General features: G+C 68.6%; 14 protein-coding genes. 3 read left to right on the forward strand and 11 right to left on the reverse strand.

Annotated elements, in window-relative coordinates; all coding sequences use genetic code 11:
* Positions 1-14: 14 nt before the first annotated feature.
* Genes RN51_RS04605 through RN51_RS04615 form a run of 3 tightly spaced genes read right to left on the reverse strand, consistent with a single transcriptional unit; the run spans position 15 to position 2539 of the window.
* Positions 15-680, reverse strand: a complete 666-nt coding sequence (locus RN51_RS04605; protein ID WP_045262876.1) for an SDR family oxidoreductase — start codon at positions 678-680, stop codon at positions 15-17.
* Between the two features lie 37 nt (positions 681-717).
* On the reverse strand, positions 718-1653 hold the full coding sequence (murQ, locus tag RN51_RS04610; RefSeq protein ID WP_045262940.1) for an N-acetylmuramic acid 6-phosphate etherase: 936 nt from the start codon (positions 1651-1653) through the stop codon (positions 718-720).
* Complete coding sequence (locus RN51_RS04615) at positions 1643-2539, reverse strand: N-acetylglucosamine kinase (RefSeq protein WP_045262877.1); 897 nt, start codon at positions 2537-2539, stop codon at positions 1643-1645. The genes murQ and RN51_RS04615 overlap by 11 nt, the downstream gene beginning before the upstream one ends.
* Before the next feature lie 97 nt (positions 2540-2636).
* Between RN51_RS04615 and RN51_RS04620 the strand changes: the two genes are divergently transcribed.
* On the forward strand, positions 2637-3494 hold the full coding sequence (locus tag RN51_RS04620) for a MurR/RpiR family transcriptional regulator (protein WP_045262878.1): 858 nt from the start codon (positions 2637-2639) through the stop codon (positions 3492-3494).
* A gap of 60 nt (positions 3495-3554) precedes the next feature.
* Positions 3555-5003: an HNH endonuclease signature motif containing protein gene (locus RN51_RS04625; RefSeq protein WP_052674583.1), complete on the forward strand. Its 1449-nt coding sequence runs from the start codon at positions 3555-3557 to the stop codon at positions 5001-5003.
* Positions 5004-5154: 151 nt separating this feature from the next.
* Here the strand turns inward: RN51_RS04625 and RN51_RS04630 are convergent, their stop codons facing one another.
* The 7 genes from RN51_RS04630 to rsmA all read right to left on the reverse strand — a co-directional run bounded on the left by RN51_RS04630 (position 5155) and on the right by rsmA (position 13530).
* Positions 5155-6270, reverse strand: a complete 1116-nt coding sequence (locus tag RN51_RS04630) for a sugar-binding protein (RefSeq protein WP_045262879.1) — start codon at positions 6268-6270, stop codon at positions 5155-5157.
* A 62-nt stretch (positions 6271-6332) separates the two neighbouring features.
* Positions 6333-7703, reverse strand: a complete 1371-nt coding sequence (gene mmsB, locus RN51_RS04635; protein ID WP_045262880.1) for a multiple monosaccharide ABC transporter permease — start codon at positions 7701-7703, stop codon at positions 6333-6335.
* Positions 7700-9313, reverse strand: coding sequence for a multiple monosaccharide ABC transporter ATP-binding protein (gene mmsA / locus RN51_RS04640; protein WP_419865791.1), 1614 nt, complete (start codon positions 9311-9313; stop codon positions 7700-7702). The genes mmsB and mmsA overlap by 4 nt, the downstream gene beginning before the upstream one ends.
* Positions 9314-9481: 168 nt before the next feature.
* On the reverse strand, positions 9482-10495 hold the full coding sequence (locus RN51_RS04645; RefSeq protein WP_021199883.1) for a LacI family DNA-binding transcriptional regulator: 1014 nt from the start codon (positions 10493-10495) through the stop codon (positions 9482-9484).
* 136 nt (positions 10496-10631) lie between these two features.
* Positions 10632-11564, reverse strand: a complete 933-nt coding sequence (locus RN51_RS04650) for a 4-(cytidine 5'-diphospho)-2-C-methyl-D-erythritol kinase (protein WP_045262881.1) — start codon at positions 11562-11564, stop codon at positions 10632-10634.
* 7 nt (positions 11565-11571) lie between these two features.
* The gene (mgrA, locus tag RN51_RS04655; RefSeq protein WP_045262882.1) at positions 11572-12639 is read right to left on the reverse strand and encodes an L-glyceraldehyde 3-phosphate reductase; all 1068 of its coding nucleotides are present in this window, start codon (positions 12637-12639) and stop codon (positions 11572-11574) included.
* Between the two features lie 9 nt (positions 12640-12648).
* The gene (gene rsmA, locus RN51_RS04660; RefSeq protein ID WP_045262883.1) at positions 12649-13530 is read right to left on the reverse strand and encodes a 16S rRNA (adenine(1518)-N(6)/adenine(1519)-N(6))-dimethyltransferase RsmA; all 882 of its coding nucleotides are present in this window, start codon (positions 13528-13530) and stop codon (positions 12649-12651) included.
* Positions 13531-13584: 54 nt separating this feature from the next.
* On the opposite strand from rsmA, the gene RN51_RS04665 reads away from it, so the two are divergent.
* Positions 13585-14871: an MFS transporter gene (locus tag RN51_RS04665; protein ID WP_231579214.1), complete on the forward strand. Its 1287-nt coding sequence runs from the start codon at positions 13585-13587 to the stop codon at positions 14869-14871.
* Here RN51_RS04665 and RN51_RS04670 read toward each other — a convergent pair.
* A complete protein-coding gene (locus RN51_RS04670) occupies positions 14850-15743 on the reverse strand; it encodes a TatD family hydrolase (protein WP_045262885.1) in 894 nt (297 codons plus the stop codon). The two genes, RN51_RS04665 and RN51_RS04670, sit on opposite strands and share 22 nt — an antisense overlap.
* Position 15744 lies beyond the last annotated feature (1 nt).

Genomic DNA, 15744 nt, shown 5'->3' on the forward strand with positions numbered 1-15744 from the left:
CGCCGGCATCCACCTCAGTACTGCGCCGAGAAGGCCCCGTCCGACTTCAGCAGCTGCCCCGAGATCCAGCGTCCCTCGTCGGACACGAGGAACTCCACGACGGCCGCCACATCCGCGGGCCGGCCGAGGCGTCCGAGCGGGGTCATGCCGGCCAGACCCGTGCGCGTCGCGTCGTCCATCCAGCCGGTGTCGACCGGTCCGGGGTTCAGCACGTTCGCGGAGATCCCCCGCGGGCCGAGCTCGCGCGCCGCGGAGATGACGAGGCGGTCGAGCGCTCCCTTCGAGGCGCCGTAGGGGAGGTTGCCGGTCACGTGGTCGCTGGTCAGCGCCAGGACCACTCCCCCGTCGTCGCCGACCTGACGCGCGAAGGCCGCGATCAGCAGCAGGGTCGCGCGCGCGTTCACGGCCACATGCAGGTCGAAGCTCTCCGCGGTGGTGTCGAGCACTCCGGATTCCACATCGTGCGCGTGACTCAGGATGAGGGCGGTGATCGGTCCATGAGCTGCGGTCACCTCCGCGATCAGCGCCTCGGGCCCCTCCACCGTGGAGAGGTCGGCGGGGTGGTCGGCGTCGCGCAGGTCGCTGGTGACGACGGTCCAGCCTGCGGCGCGCAGCCGAGGGACGATTCCGGCGGCGATGCTGTCGGCGCGCGCGGCACCGGTGATCAGAGCGAGGGGCATCCGCCCACGGTATCGAACGAACGGGGACGCGCGGCGATCAGACGAGTGCGGCGATGGCGTCGCGGAGGATCCCGTCTGCGTCGTCGAGAGCGGATGCCGCATCCTCGGCGGTCGCGTCGGCGGTGAGCATCAGCAGCGCGAGCTTGACCGAGCCGTCCGCCGCCTGCAACGCCGCGGCCGCCCTGTCGGTGTCGACGCCGGACAGCTGCGACACCGTGCGGATCGAGCGGGCATGCAGCTTCTCGTTCGTCGCGAGCAGATCGACCATCACGCCCCGATACGTCTTGCCGAGGTTGATCATCGACAGCGTCGTGAGCATGTTCACGACGAGCTTCTGCGCCGTGCCGGACTTCAACCGTGTGGAGCCGGAGATGAACTCGGGTCCGGTGACGACCTCGATCGCGACCTCGGCGGCCGCTCCGATCTCGGAGTCGGCGTTCGAGGCGATCGCCACCGTGAACGCGCCGATGCCGCGGGCGTAGGTCAGACCGCCGACGACGTAGGGGGTGCGACCGGAGGCTGAGATGCCCACCACCGTGTCGTTCCCGGTGAGTCCGAGCTCGCGCAGCGACGCCTCGGCGGCCGCGTCGTCGTCCTCGGCATTCTCGACGGCCGAGCGGATGGCCGTCTCGCCACCCGCGATGAGTCCGACCACCATCGAGGGGTCGGTGCCGAACGTCGGCGGGCACTCGCTCGCGTCGAGCACACCGATACGCCCCGCGGTGCCCGCGCCGATGTAGATGAGGCGTCCGCCGCGACGGAACCGCTCTGTGATGCCGTCGACGGCGGTGGCGATCTCCTCTGCGCGCTCGGCCACCGCCTCCGGCACCCGGCGGTCCTCGGCGTTCATCCGTCGCACGAGCTCGGTCGTGCCGAGCAGGTCGAGGTCGCCGCGCTCCGTCGTGGAGGCCTCCGTGTCGAGGCGCTCCAGCACGGAGAGGAGGGCGGCCAGGCGGGAGTCGTCATTCGGCACGGTGGACGAACCTTTCGTGGGGGAGATCGGTGCGGCGCGCGAGAAGCCGCGCTCCGTCGAGGGCATCGCCGTGGGCGGGCACGACCCGACGCCCGGCTTCCTGCAGCGACGATGTCAGCTGCTGACGGAACCACACATGGTCGGTCAGGCCGCCGTGGAGCACGACGTCGGTGGTGAGGGAGGATGCGGCTGTCGCCGTTGCCGTGAGCAGGTCGATGCCCTCGGCCACGATCGCGGAGGCGGCACCGTCGCCGTCCTGCGCGGCATCGAGCACGAGGGGCGCGAGCGTCGCGAGGCGCCGTGGAAGGGGTTCGCCGCCCGCGAGCCAGGTCTGGATGTCCGAGACGCCGCCGATCGGGCCGGCGATCGCCGCGGTGAGGGCCGTGCTCGGCGCCAGCGAGTCGTTCGCGCGCAGCACGGCGCGCAACGCTTCCCGCCCGAGCCACGAGCCGCTGCCGAGGTCGCCGAGTTCCGGGCCCCATCCGTCGACCAGGCGCGCACCGTCGGAGTCGATGCCCAACGCGGCCGCTCCGGTGCCCGCGATGAGGAGCACACCCGCGTCGCCGTCGAGGGCTCCCGCGTGAGCCGTGACCACGTCGGATGCGACGGCGGTCTCCGCCCCTGTCGCCGTGGCGAGCGATGAGGCCAGATCCCGCGCGGCATCGGGTGCGAGCCATGCCCCGGCCGCACCGACGCCGATCAGCTGCAGTCCGTCTTCTCCGGACAGATGCGGCAGGATCGCCTCGAGCGCGCTCTGCACCCCACCCGCTGCGGCGAGCCCTGGCGCTCCGACACCGGCACGCTCGACTCGTCGGCCGGGACCGGTGACGACCACGCGGCACCGCGACTTGCCGAGATCGACGGATACCGTCACCCGCGCATCCATCGGCCCTCCCGAGTTCGGTGAAAAAGTCTGTGAAAAGAGCCTACATCGGAAGTAGACTCGGCAAAAAGAATTTACAACCCACCACGCCGGAGGACGGATGAGCATCCAGTCGACGATCGAGGCCGCAGCATCCACACTGACCCCCTCCCTCGCCCGCATCGCCCTCGTCGTGCGCGAGAACCCCTCCGTCGTGATCGACAGCACCATCAACGAGCTGGCCGCGGAGTGCGACACCTCGGTCGCCTCGGTCGTGCGTTTCTGCCGAGCGATCGGTTTCAGCGGATATGCACCGCTGCGCATGGCCCTGGCCGCCGAACTCGGCAAGGAGGCCGCACAGTTCTCGGCTCGGGGCGCCTACGGGTCGGAGATCTCGGAATCCGACACCCTGCAGGAGGCCGTGTCGAAGCTCGCGTCGCTCGAGCTGCTGGCGATCGAGGAGACCGTCGCCCGCCTCGACTTCGACGTGCTCGAGGCCGCCGTCGACGCGATCGACCGCGCGGAGCGCATCCTGCTCTACGGTCTCGGCGCCAGCCGATTCGTGGCAGAGGACCTCAGCCACAAGCTGCTCCGGGTCGGCCGCAACGCGCACATGCCCGCAGACCCCCACGAAGCCGTCGCCGTATCGGCGCTGCCCACAGCGAGGACGGTCGCGATCGGTTTCTCGCACTCGGGCTCGACCATCGAGACCGTGCGGTTCCTGGAGACCGCGCGTGCGAGCGGCGCGACCACGATCGCAGTCACCTCCGCCAAGGACTCCGCGCTCACCCGTGCGGCCGACCACGCGCTGTTCACCGAGGTGCGCGAGTCGAGCTTCCGCGCGGGGGCGATGGTGAGTCGTATCGCCCAGCTCACGCTCGTGGACTGCCTGTTCCTCGGCGTCGCGAAGCGTCGATACACCGAGACGGTCGATGCCCTGCAGCGCACGGGACAGGCGACGCGGGAGCTTCGCGGCTGAGCATCACCACGGTCTGCCGCGCACCGTCGGAATGTCGGTGGCCCATGATGGACTGAGTCCATGAACGCCCTGCTCGACGCGACCGACACCCAGATGGCGCTGCTCGCCGATCTGGTCGCGTCGCTCGAGGTGGCAGAGGCCACGCTGAGCAGCATGCAGGCCGCGCGCGACGGCATGCTGGCGATGGCGGGGCGCCTTGCCGTCGACATCGCCCGCGCCGCCGAGCACCCCGATCGAGGAGACATGGCCATCCGCGCGGTGGCCGCCGAGATCGGTGCCGCGCAGCACGTGAGCGACCGCGCGGTGGAACGGCGGATGGCCGACGCCTCCTGGCTGGTCGAGCGCTTCCCGGCGGTGTGGCAGGCCCAAGGAGAGGGGCGCATCAGCGCGGCGCACTCACGCGTCATCGTCGATGCGGGCGCACACCTCGAGCACGCGGCAGACCGACAGGCGTTCGCTGACGAGGCGGTGGAACTGGCCGAGGGCGAGTCCCCGAACCGGCTGCGCAGGCTCGTCCGCCGGCTCGCGGAGCGGTTCCAGGAGCGCACGCTCACCGAGAGGCACCTCGATGCGCGCGAGAAGCGACGGGTCTGGGTGCGCGACCTCGACGACGGCATGGCCGAGCTCGGCGTACAGGCTCCGGCCGTGCTCGTGCACGGCATTTTCGATCGGCTCTCGCAGATGGCTCATGCGGTGAAGGACCAGAGCTGCGTCGCCGTCCATGACCACGCCACCGATGAGCAGGCCACCGTCGAACAGACTCCCGTTGAGCACACCCCCGATGCGCGTACGGTCGATCAGCTGCGCACAGACCTGCTGACCGACCTCGTGCTGACCGGAACGCCCACAGGACACGACACCGTCGACGGCCTGCTCGGAGAGATCCAGGCCCGCGTCGAGGTCACGGTTCCGGTGATGACCCTGATGGACCGCGACGATGCCCTACGACGGAGTCTCCCGTTCATGCCCGGTTCCATGTCGCCGTCGGGAGGCTCCGCGTCACCGCCGGCCGAGCTCGACGGTGTGGTTCCGATCGACCCGGCGACGGCGCGGACACTCGCCGGTCAGGCCTCCGGCTGGGATCGGGTGCTCACGCATCCGATCTCCGGCGAGATGCTGGCGGTGGATCGCTACCGGCCGAACGCGCAGCTGCGACGACACCTTCGAGCCCGAGATCAACGATGCCGCTTCCCCGGCTGCGGGATCGTCGCCCGGAAGTGCGACCTCGACCACAACCATGCGGCAGCGAGCGGCGGCGCCACCTGCGCCTCGAACCTGTCCGCGTTCTGCCGACGACATCACATGCTCAAACACCATTCCCCCTGGCATGTCGAGCAGCGCCCCGGTGGCGTCCTGGAATGGACGAGCCCGACCGGGCGCGAGTACATCGACCGCCCACCGTCCCAGAACACGGTGGTGTTCTCGGACGAGTCACCGCCAGACGAGCGGTCACCAGACGAGCGGTCACCAGACGAGTCACCGCCAGACACAGTTCGCCCGCGCTTCTGAGGGCACGCTGCAGGTGCGCGCCTACGGTCAGTCCGCGGACCCGTCTGCGCGACCGTGGACCCACTCGCCCCTGGAAACGAACGAGCCGCCCGGACCAGAGGGTCCGGGCGGCTCGTGTTCCGCGACGACAGGCGTCACAGAGTGCGGGGTCTTACTGGTACGACTTCACGATCTCGAGGAGGCTCGGGACGTTGGCGTAGGCCTCTGCCGCGTTCTCCTTGGTGACGATGATCGGGTCGAGCAGGTAAGCCGGAACGACCTTCACGCCGTTGTCGTACTGCTCGGTGTCGTTGACGTCGACCTTCTCGCCCTTCTGGAGCTGGCCGACCATCTTGATCGACTGCTCGACGAGGAGCGTGGTGTCCTTGTTGATCGTGGAGTACTGCACACCCTCCATGATCGACTTGACCGACTCGACCTCGGAGTCCTGACCCGTGACCACCGGGACCGGCTTGCCCGCACCCTGCACCGAGGTGATGATGGCGCGAGCGAGGGTGTCGTTCGGGGACAGGACGCCGTCGAGCGTCTCGGAGCTGTACGTCGACGTCAGGATCGAGTCCATGCGGCGCTGAGCGTTCTCCGCCTTCCAGCCCTCGGTCGCCGTCTGGGCGATCTCGGTCTGACCCGAGACGACCTTCAGCGTGCCGTCGTCGATCTTCGGCTGCAGCACGTCCATCGCACCGTTGAAGAACACGGCCGAGTTCGCGTCATCGGGCGAACCCGAGAACAGCTCGATGTTGTACGGAGCCTCGTGACCCGCGCGCTCGGCGAGTCCGTCGAGCAGAGCCTGACCCTGCAGCTGACCGACCTTGAAGTTGTCGAACGCGACGTAGTAGTCGACGGCCTCGGTGTTCTCGATCAGACGGTCGTACGCGATGACGGTGACGCCGGCGTCACGGGCGGCCTCGACCTGCGTGGCGAGCTGCTTGCCGTCCTTCGCGCCGATGATGATGACCTTGGCGCCACCGGTGACCATCGCCTGGATCTGGTTCTGCTGCTCGGCGACCGTGTTGCTGGCCGGTGCGTACTGCACGTCCGGCTTGAATCCGGCCTTCTTCAGGCCGTCCGTGAACAGCTGACCGGCGAGGACCCAGTTCTCCGAGGTCTTGTCCGGAAGCGCGACACCGATCGTGGCGTCGGCGGCGAAGCCCTTGGCGGTCTCCTCCCCCGCTCCCGATCCGGTGCCACCGCGCTCCGAGGAGCAGCCGGTGAGGGCGAAAGCGCCCGCGACGACAAGCGCTGTCGCCGACAGAAGAATCTTCTTCATGTGATCTCTTTCTCTGGTGTGTGAAGGTCCAGGTGCGCGTGCGGTACGCGCCTGGGCCTCTACTATCCGCGCGTCTCTTCGACGGCGGGGGCTTCGTACTTCTGGCTGGTGGGGTAGTTCGTCTTGGTCGGATCGAACGTGTCGGTGGCCGGATCCTGCTTGCGGCCGAAGCGACGAGTGAGGAAGCCGATGATCGACGGGCGGCCCTGCTGCTTGTTCCAGACGTCGACACCCACGGCGAACAGGAGCACGAGGCCCTTGATCATCGACACCACGTCGGCGCCGGCACCCAGCAGGGCGAGGCCGTTGTTGAGGAAGGCCATCACGAGACCACCGATGATCGACCCGATCACGGTTCCGATTCCACCCGAGACGGCCGCGCCACCGATGAAGACCGAGGCGATCGCGTCGAGCTCCCAGCCGTTGCCGTCCTGTGGGCCCGATGCGGTCGCCCTGGCGACGTAGATCATGCCGGCCAGCGATGCGAGCACCGACATGTTCATCATCACGAAGAAGTCGACCCAGCGGTCCTTCACACCCGACAGTCGCGCGGCCTGCCGGTTGCCGCCGACCGCGTAGATGTGGCGACCGAAGACGGTGTTGTTCGTGATGAACGAGTAGAGGATGACGAGTGCGAGCAGGATGATGCCGGAGATCGGGAAGCTGGTGCCCTCACGCCCGGTGGCGAACAGCCAGCCGGCGATCAGGATCACGGCGGAGATCAGCACGACCTTGGTGACGCTGACCCACGCCGGCGCCATATCGGCGCCCATCTTGCGCTGGATGCGACGGGTGCGGATCTCCCAGAACACGATCCACGCGACGCCGAGAAGGGCGAGGAGCATCGTGAGCACGTTGAACGGGACGGGGATGAACGGCAGCTCGGGCAGGTACCCCGCGCCGATCACCTTGAAGCCCTGCGGCACCGGCACGGACTGCGAGTCGCCGACCCACTGGTTCGCGCCGCGGAAGAACAGCATGCCCGCCAGGGTCACGATGAACGCCGGCACCCCGACGTAGGCGACCCAGAATCCCTGCCAGGCACCGACCAGCACGCCGACACCGAGGCCGAGGAGGATGCCCAGCGGCCAGGGGAGGTTCCAGTCCTGCATGGCCTTGGCCACGACGATGCCCGTGAACGCGGCGACGGATCCGACCGAGAGGTCGATGTGTCCCATGATGATGACCATCACCATGCCGATGGCCAGGATCAGGATGTACGAGTACTGGTTGACGACATTGATCAGGTTGCCGGAGGACAGCGTCAGTCCGGCACCCTTGAAGATCCACGTCAGCACCTGGAAGACGACCAGGATCACGACCAGGCTGCCGAGGATGCCGAACTGGCGGAGGGTCGACTGCCCTCCCCCGAACATCTTCGTGATGTCCTTGAAGTGGAAGCCGCGCTTCGTTGCGGTGGTGTCGGTGGTCATGCGGATGCTTTCTGGGTCGCGGAGGTCATGCTGCGCATGAGGTCCTCAGGTGTCGCCTGGTCGGCCGGGATGCAGTCGGTGACCCGACCTTCGAAGACGGTGTAGATGCGGTCGGAGATGCCGAGGAGTTCGGGAAGCTCGCTGGAGATGACGATGACGCCCTTGCCCTGGGCGGCGAGCTCGTTGATGATCGCGTAGATCTCGTACTTCGCGCCCACGTCGATGCCGCGCGTCGGCTCGTCGAGGATCAGCAGATCGGGGTCGGTGAACATCCACTTGGCCAGCACGACCTTCTGCTGGTTTCCGCCGGAGAGCTTGCCGACACCCTCTTCGACGGAGGGGGTCTTGATGCGCAGAGCCTTGCGATAGCGCTCCGCGACCGAGAACTCCTCGCGGGAGTCGACGACGCCGTTGTGCGCGATCTTCGACAGCTTCGCCGCGACGATGGACCGCTTGATCGTGTCGAGCAGGTTGAGTCCGAGCACCTTGCGGTCCTCGCTGACGTACGCGAGCCCGTGCTTGATCGCTGAGGCGACGTCGTGCAGGGCGACCTCCTGGCCGTCCTTGATCAGGGTGCCGGAGAGGAAGGTGCCGTAGGAGCGCCCGAAGATGCTCATCGCGAACTCGGTGCGGCCGGCTCCCATGAGGCCGGCGATGCCGACGACCTCGCCGCGGCGCACGGTGATGTTCGAGCCCTTGACGACCATGCGCTCCGGTACGGTCGGGTGCTGTACCCACCAGTCCTTGACCTCGAAGAACACCTCGCCGATCTCGGGGGTGCGATCCGGGTAGCGGCTCTCCAGCGAACGCCCGACCATGCCGCGGATGATGCGGTCCTCGTTGATCTCTCCGCGCGAGATGTCGAGCGTCTCGACCGTGCGGCCGTCGCGGATGATGGTGATCTCGTCGGCGATCTGCTCGATCTCGTTGAGCTTGTGGCTGATCATGATCGACGCGATGCCCTTGGCCTTCAGCCCCAGGATCAGGTCGAGCAGATGCTGCGAGTCGTTCTCGTTGAGCGCGGCGGTCGGCTCGTCGAGGATCAGGAGCTTGACGTCCTTGTTGAGCGCCTTCGCGATCTCGATGAGCTGCTGCTTGCCGACGCCGAGGGTCTTGATCTGCACGTCGGGGTCTTCGCTCAACCCGACGCGGGCGAGGAGCTCGATGGCCCGCTCCTTCTGGGCCGTCCAGTCGATGCGGCCGCCGCGCTGGATCTCGTTGCCGAGGAAGATGTTCTCGGTGACCGAGAGCTCCGGGATGAGGGCGAGCTCCTGGTGGATGATCGCGATGCCCGCCTGCTCGCTGGCCGCGATGTCCCTGAAGCGCTGCTCCTCGCCGTAGAGCAGGATCTCGCCGTCGTAGGTCCCGTAGGGGTACACCCCGGACAGGACCTTCATCAGGGTCGACTTCCCGGCGCCGTTCTCCCCGCAGATCGCGTGGATCTCGCCGGCGCGGACGGTGATGGAGACGTCGGCCAACGCCTTGACCCCAGGGAACTCCTTGGTGATGCGGCGCATCTCCAGGATGGGGCCCGACACGGTAGGCAACGTTGCTGTGGTGCTCACGGATCTTCCTCGCGACGTGCGGTCACCTTCGATGTGACCGTTCACATCGCTATATCGTCGTCTTCCGTGGGACCGCTGTCAAGTCGGCATCGGCATTTCGAATCCGGACCGTGACACTGTCGCTGCCGGCGTCATCCCGGTCCCCTACGCGACGGCAAGGATCGAAAGGATTCGATGATCTCGATCGGCGCGCGCAGCGCTGCACCGAACGCGTCAGCGGATCGCGGCGGATTCGCGCGCGCGCAGGATCGTCTGCAGCGGGCCGAACGTCGGCGGCTGCTCACCTCGTATCTGCGCGAGCAGGATGCGCACCGCTCGACGGCCGAGCTCGGGGAAGTCCTGGTGCACGGTGCTGAGCGTGGGAGCGACGTGCGCCGCGACCGGGATGTCGTCGAAGCCGATGACGCTCACATCGTGCGGCACCCGCACCCCGGAGTCACGGAACCCGTGCATCAGGCCGATCGCCATCAGATCGTTCGCGGCGAACACCGCCGTGAAGTCACGCCGGAGCGAGAGCTCCTTGCCCGCGAAGTATCCGAAGTCCGCCGTCCAGTCACCACGGATCGGCGGGAACGTGGGCAGATCGGCTTCGCGCAGGCCGTCGAGATAGCCCCGCATGCGCGACTCCGCCTCGATCCAGTCCTGAGGACCGGCCAGGTGCAGGATGTCGCTGTGCCCGAGCGAGATGAGATGCTCCGTCGCGGCCTTGGCACCGGCCACCTGATCGGCCGACAGGCTCACGCCGTCGGATCCGGACGCCGTCTGCAGCGTCACGAAGGGCATGTCGACGGACATGCCGCGCAGGACATGGAAGACCCGCACCTGGGGAGCGAGCACCACGATGCCGTCGGCCTGCTCGCGCGACAGCTGTCGCACCGCATGGCCGATCGCCTCCGGGGTCGTGTCGGCGAGGTTCAGGGTCGAGACCGAGTACCCCTCCTCCCGCGCCGCATCCTCGATGCCGGCGATCGACGAGGTGGGGCCGAACTCCCCGATCGTCGCGGACAGGATGCCCAGCATGTTCGACTTGCTGGTGACCAGAGCCCGCGCGGCGAGGTTCGGTCGATAGTCGAGGACCGAGATCGCATCGAGGACCTTGGCCTTCGTCTCCGGACGGATGCTCGGATGATCGTTGAGCACGCGGGAGACCGTCTGATGCGAGACCCCGGCGAGGCGGGCGACGTCGCGGATGCTCGGCAGGCGGGCACGCTCGGAGGCGGTGGACATCACTTGCCTCCTTGCGTGTGCACGGTCACATCCCCAGTACATTATGTCTGTCGACGCCGTCCCGTGCACCTCCTCGTGGACCGAGGCGCGACAGGCCAGCTCGGCCGGGCTGCCGAGTCGATAGGGTGAGAGACCCTCAGCCGATGATGCGGGCACCCGGCACGGGGCCGTGCACGTGCAGCGGGTCGAGGCCGCTCTCACGCAGGGACGACTGCACGTCCTGCGCTGTCTCCGGGTCGGGGCAGAGCAGAGCCACTGTGGGCCCTGAGCCCGACACGATGCCCTGCAGCGCACCGGCGGCGACCCCGAGGCTGATCGTCTCGGCGAGATCGGGGCGTTCATACAGCGCCGCAGCCTGCAGGTCGTTGAACAGGGTCTCGGCGAGCTGGGCGGGATCGCCCGAACGCAGCGCCTGCAGCACCGGGATGGGCACGTCGAGCGACAGCGGCGGGTCGTCGGCCAGGGCGCCCTCGTCCTCGCGCAGCAGGTCGAGACGCTCGTACACCACGGGCGTCGACAGGCCCTGCTCGCTGGGCACCAGGATCCAGTCGAAGCGTCCGCGGGCGAGTGCCGGGTTGAGCTGATCTCCCCGCCCCGTGCCCACCGCCGTGCCGCCGTGCAGGGCGAACGGGACGTCGGCACCGAGCCGGGCGGCGAGATCGTGCAGGCGGGTCTGCGACAGTCCCGTCCCCCACAGCGCATCGCACGCCACGAGGGCGGCTGCGGCATCCGCCGACCCTCCTCCCATGCCACCGGCCACAGGCACGCTCTTGCGGATCTCGAGCGCCACCCCGCCCGGATGGTCCACGGCGACGGCGAGCAGCTTGGCCGCGCGCATCGCCAGGTTGCGGTCGTCGAGCGGCACGGACTCGGTGTCCTCCACCCCGGATACCGTCACCGAGAAGTCGTCGGCGGGGCGCGCGATCACGTCCTCGTAGAGCGAGACTGCCTGGAAGACCGTCGCCAGCGCGTGATAGCCGTCGTCGTGCCGGCCGCCGACCCCGAGGAAGACGTTGATCTTCCCCGGGGCGCGCACGTGCACGGAATCGGCGAACGCGGCATGGCTCATGATCGGGTCACAGCTCCGAGGACTTCGCCCACAGGTTGACGTCGATGGCGCCGGCGAGCTCGTCGATGCGGGCGAGCTCCTCGGTCGTGAAGTCGGGACCGTTCACGGCCGCGATGTTCTCATCCAGCTGCTCAGGACGCGAGGCGCCGATCAGCGCCGAGGCGACGACGGGGCTGCGCAAGGTCCACTGCAGTGCGAGCTGCGCGAGCGACTGGCCGCGCCCCTGAGCGACCTCGTTCAGCGAACGCAGGGTCTGCACGGCCTCGTCCGTGAGCCGGCCCTCCGGCAGCGAGCCGCGCTTCTGCGCACGCTCGGCCGTGCCGTCTCCGAGGTACTTGTCGGTGAGCAGGCCCTGAGCCAGCGGGGTGAACGCGATCGCGCCGAGGCCCGACTGCTCCAGGGTGTCGGTCAGTCCGTCTTCGACCCAGCGGTTCAGGATCGAGTACGCGGGCTGGTGGATGACGAGCGGGGTGCCGAGATCCTTGGCGACGGCCACGGCCTCGGCCGTACGCTCCGCACTGTAGGAGGAGATCCCGACGTAGAGGGCCTTGCCCTGGCGCACGAGCGTGTCGAGGGCGCCGACGGTCTCGGCGATCGGGGTGACCGGGTCGACGCGGTGCGAGTAGAAGATATCGACGTAGTCGAGGCCCATCCGCGTCAGCGACTGCTCGGCGCTCGCGAGGATGTACTTGCGGCTCGCGAAGTCGCCGTACGGGCCCGGCCACATGTCCCATCCGGCCTTCGACGAGATGATCAGCTCATCGCGGTAGGGGCGCAGGTCCTCCGCGAAGATGCGGCCGAAGTTCTTCTCGGCGGAGCCGTACGGGGGACCGTAGTTGTTGGCCAGGTCGAAGTGCGTGATGCCGCGGTCGAACGCGTGGCGCAGCAGTGCGCGCTGGTTGTCGAGCGGGATGTTGTCGCCGAAGTTCCACCACAGCCCGAGCGAGATCGGGGGCAGGTACAGGCCGGACGTGCCGACCTGGCGATAGGCGAACTGCTGATAGCGGCTCTCGTCCGCAGCATACGGACGGTGCAGCTCGGGGACATCGGGACGGAAGCGGGGGGAATCGGTCACGGTGACAGATTACTGGGTGGAAGCGACATCATCGGGGACGGCGTCCAGCGCAGGAGCATGCTGCGCGATGCGCTGATAGTCCTCGACCGTGAGGTCCTCGCCACGAGCCGTCGGTGCGACACCGGCGGCGATGAGCGCCTCCGAGGCGGCCGCCGAGCTGCCGAAGATCCCGGACAGTGCCTGACGGAGCATCTTGCGGCGCTGGTTGAAGGCCGCATCGACGATCTGGAACGTGCGGCGTCGCTCCTCCTCCGTGCCGCGCTCCCCTTCGGACCGGTCGAAGCCGACGAGCAGGCTGTCGACGTTGGGCACCGGCCAGAACACCTGGCGGGAGACGTTGCCCGAGAGCTTCCACTCGCCGTACCAGGCGGCCTTGACGCTCGGCGACCCGTAGATCTTCGACCCCGGCTTCGCGGCCAGCCGCTCGGCGACCTCGGCCTGGACCATGACGACGCCGCGCTGCAGGTAGGCGAAGTTCTCGAGGAAGTGCAGGAGCACGGGCACCGAGACGTTGTAGGGCAGGTTGGCGACCAGCACGGTGGGCTCGCCGGGGAGCTCGGTGATGCGCAGCGCATCCGCGTCGACGACCGTGAGGCGGTCGGCCTCGACACCGTGCTCGGCGGCCGTCTGCGCGAGGCGGGCCGCGAGCCGGTGGTCGATCTCGACGGCCGTGACGGATGCGCCGGTCTCGAGGATCGCCAGCGTCAGCGACCCGAGTCCGGGACCGACCTCGACCACGCGCTCGTGCGGCTGCACGCGGGCGGCCTGCACGATCTTGCGCACGGTGTTCGCATCGGTGACGAAGTTCTGTCCGAGCTTCTTCGTCGGGGTGACGTCGAGCTCGGCGGCGAGGCGGCGGATCTCGGAGGCGCCGAGCAGGGTGACGGTCATCCCCCCATTCTCCCCCACACTCCGATGTCCCCCCCTCCTCAGTAGTCTTCTCTGGTGCCTTCCCTCGGAGAACTCGTCGCGCCCCGTCGCATGGGCCGCGATTTCCGCTGGTTGCTCGCGTCATCGTGGACGAGCAACGTCGGTGACGGCGTCGCACTCGCGGCCGCACCCCTGCTGATCGCGTCGATGACCTCGTCGCCGATTTTGGTGGCGGCCGGCGCGATCCTGCAGTTCCTCCCCTGGCTCCTGTTCGGCCTGCATGCGGGAGCGATCGCCGACCGCTTCGACCGACGCCGCCTGGTCATGTTCGCGAACGCCGCCAGAGCTGTCGTGCTCCTCGCCCTGTGCGTCTTCCTGATCACCGGCGTCGCGAACATCTGGATCGTGCTCGCCGTGGCCTTCCTCTACGGCACCGCGGAGGTCGTCGTCGACACCGCCGGCAGCACGCTGCTGCCCATGCTCGTGAAGCCCGCAGACCTCGGCACCGGGAACGCCCGCCTGCAGGCCGGCTACCTGGTGGCGAACCAGTTCGCCGGTCCCCCGCTGGGCGCCTTCCTGTTCGCCGCCGGAACCGCCTGGCCGTTCCTGCTCGAAGTCGTGTGCGTCAGCTTCGCGGTCGTGCTCATCTCGCGCATGGCCCGCACGCCGGTGCCTCCACGTGCGACCGACGAGCACACCCCGGTGCACACGGACATCGCCGAAGGACTCCGCTGGCTGTGGCGAAACCCGCCCGTGCGCATGCTGGTGCTCATCATCCTGGTGTTCAACATCACCTGGGCTGCGCCCTGGGGCGTGCTCGTGCTCTACGCGACAGAGCACCTGCAGATGGGCGCGGTGGGCTACGGCGCGCTCACGACCGCGTCGGCGGCAGGCGGCATCCTCGCGACGCTCAGCTTCGGCTGGTTGGAGCGCCACGTCTCCTTCGCCACCCTGATGCGTGTCGTGCTGTCGCTCGAGGTGCTGATGCACCTGGCGTTCGCCCTCACCACCGTCGGATGGGTCGCTCTGATCATCATGTTCTTCTTCGGGGCCTACGCGTTCGTGTGGGGCACGATCTCCACGACCGTGAGGCAGCGCCTGGTGCCCGCGGAGCTGCAGGGCCGGGTGGCCTCCGTGAACATGGTCGGGGTGTTCGGGGGCATGATCGTCGGACAGGCGCTGGGTGGCGTGATCGCCCAGGTGTGGGGACTCACGGCGCCGTGGTGGTTCGCCTTCGTCGGGGCGGCCCTCACGCTGCTGCTGGTGTGGAGGCCGATCTCGCAGATCGTGAGCGCGAAGCCCGTGGCCGAGACCGGACCCGACGATGTGGAGCCCGAGGCTCAGTCGGCGAACGAGCCGTAGACCCGCAGCGTGTTCTCGGCCAGCTGTGCGCAAAGCTCGTCGACCTCGATGCCGAGTTCCGCTGCCATGAAGCGCACCGTGATCGGCACGAGGTAGGGCGCGTTCGGGCGGCCCCGCAGCGGCACCGGGGTGAGGAACGGGGCGTCCGTCTCGACGAGGATGCGATCGAGTGGCGTCACCTTCAGCGCATCCCGCAGGTTCTGCGCGTTCTTGAACGTCACGTTGCCGGCGAACGACAGGTGGTACCCGGCGTCGGCGCAGAGGCGAGCCATCGCGTCGTCGCCCGAGAAGCAGTGGAACACGGTGCGCTCCGGGGCGCCGACGCGGGAGAGCGTCTCGAGCACGGCCTCATGCGCGTCGCGGTCGTGGATCTGCATCGCGATGCCGTGCTTCTTCGCGAGGGCGATGTGCGCCTCGAACGATTCGAACTGCGGCGCGCGGCGCTCGGGCTCTGTACGGAAGAAGTCCAGCCCCGTCTCGCCGATCGCCCGGGTGCGGGGGTGCGCGGCGAGCTCGTCGATCACCGCGATGGCCTCGTCCAGGCCCACACCACCCCGCTGCCCCTCTTCGGCATACGTCGGCGCGTCGTTGGGGTGGATGGCGACGGCGGCCAGGACGCGGGGATCCGACTCCGCGGCCTCGACCGCCCATCGTGACGACTCGATGTCGCCCGACGCCTGCACGACGCCGGCGATGCCCACGGCCGCCGCGCGGTCGAGCTGCTCGGTCAGGCTCAGCGGCTCGTCGCCGTCGACGATCTCCAGGTGCGCGTGGTTGTCGTACACCGGAACGGTCAGCGGCTCAGGCGCGGCGGGATACCTCAGATCCTTGCGTCCGTCGCCGTCGCGGCGCTGCACATACGTCCCCGACATC

It is taken from the genome of Microbacterium oxydans (assembly GCF_000956405.1).
Lineage (GTDB): Bacteria > Actinomycetota > Actinomycetes > Actinomycetales > Microbacteriaceae > Microbacterium > Microbacterium oxydans_C.

Bases quoted from the DNA above. Each gene is read 5' to 3' on its own strand.
- RN51_RS04605 (WP_045262876.1), bottom strand. From the start codon at position 680: ATGCCCCTCGCTCTGATCACCGGTGCCGCGCGCGCCGACAGCATCGCC.
- RN51_RS04615 (WP_045262877.1), bottom strand. From the start codon at position 2,539: ATGGATGCGCGGGTGACGGTATCCGTCGATCTCGGCAAGTCGCGGTGC.
- mmsB (WP_045262880.1), bottom strand. From the start codon at position 7,703: ATGACCACCGACACCACCGCAACGAAGCGCGGCTTCCACTTCAAGGAC.
- RN51_RS04620 (WP_045262878.1), top strand. From the start codon at position 2,637: ATGAGCATCCAGTCGACGATCGAGGCCGCAGCATCCACACTGACCCCC.
- RN51_RS04650 (WP_045262881.1), bottom strand. From the start codon at position 11,564: ATGAGCCATGCCGCGTTCGCCGATTCCGTGCACGTGCGCGCCCCGGGG.
- RN51_RS04630 (WP_045262879.1), bottom strand. From the start codon at position 6,270: ATGAAGAAGATTCTTCTGTCGGCGACAGCGCTTGTCGTCGCGGGCGCT.
- rsmA (WP_045262883.1), bottom strand. From the start codon at position 13,530: ATGACCGTCACCCTGCTCGGCGCCTCCGAGATCCGCCGCCTCGCCGCC.
- RN51_RS04670 (WP_045262885.1), bottom strand. From the start codon at position 15,743: ATGTCGGGGACGTATGTGCAGCGCCGCGACGGCGACGGACGCAAGGAT.
- RN51_RS04625 (WP_052674583.1), top strand. From the start codon at position 3,555: ATGAACGCCCTGCTCGACGCGACCGACACCCAGATGGCGCTGCTCGCC.
- RN51_RS04645 (WP_021199883.1), bottom strand. From the start codon at position 10,495: ATGTCCACCGCCTCCGAGCGTGCCCGCCTGCCGAGCATCCGCGACGTC.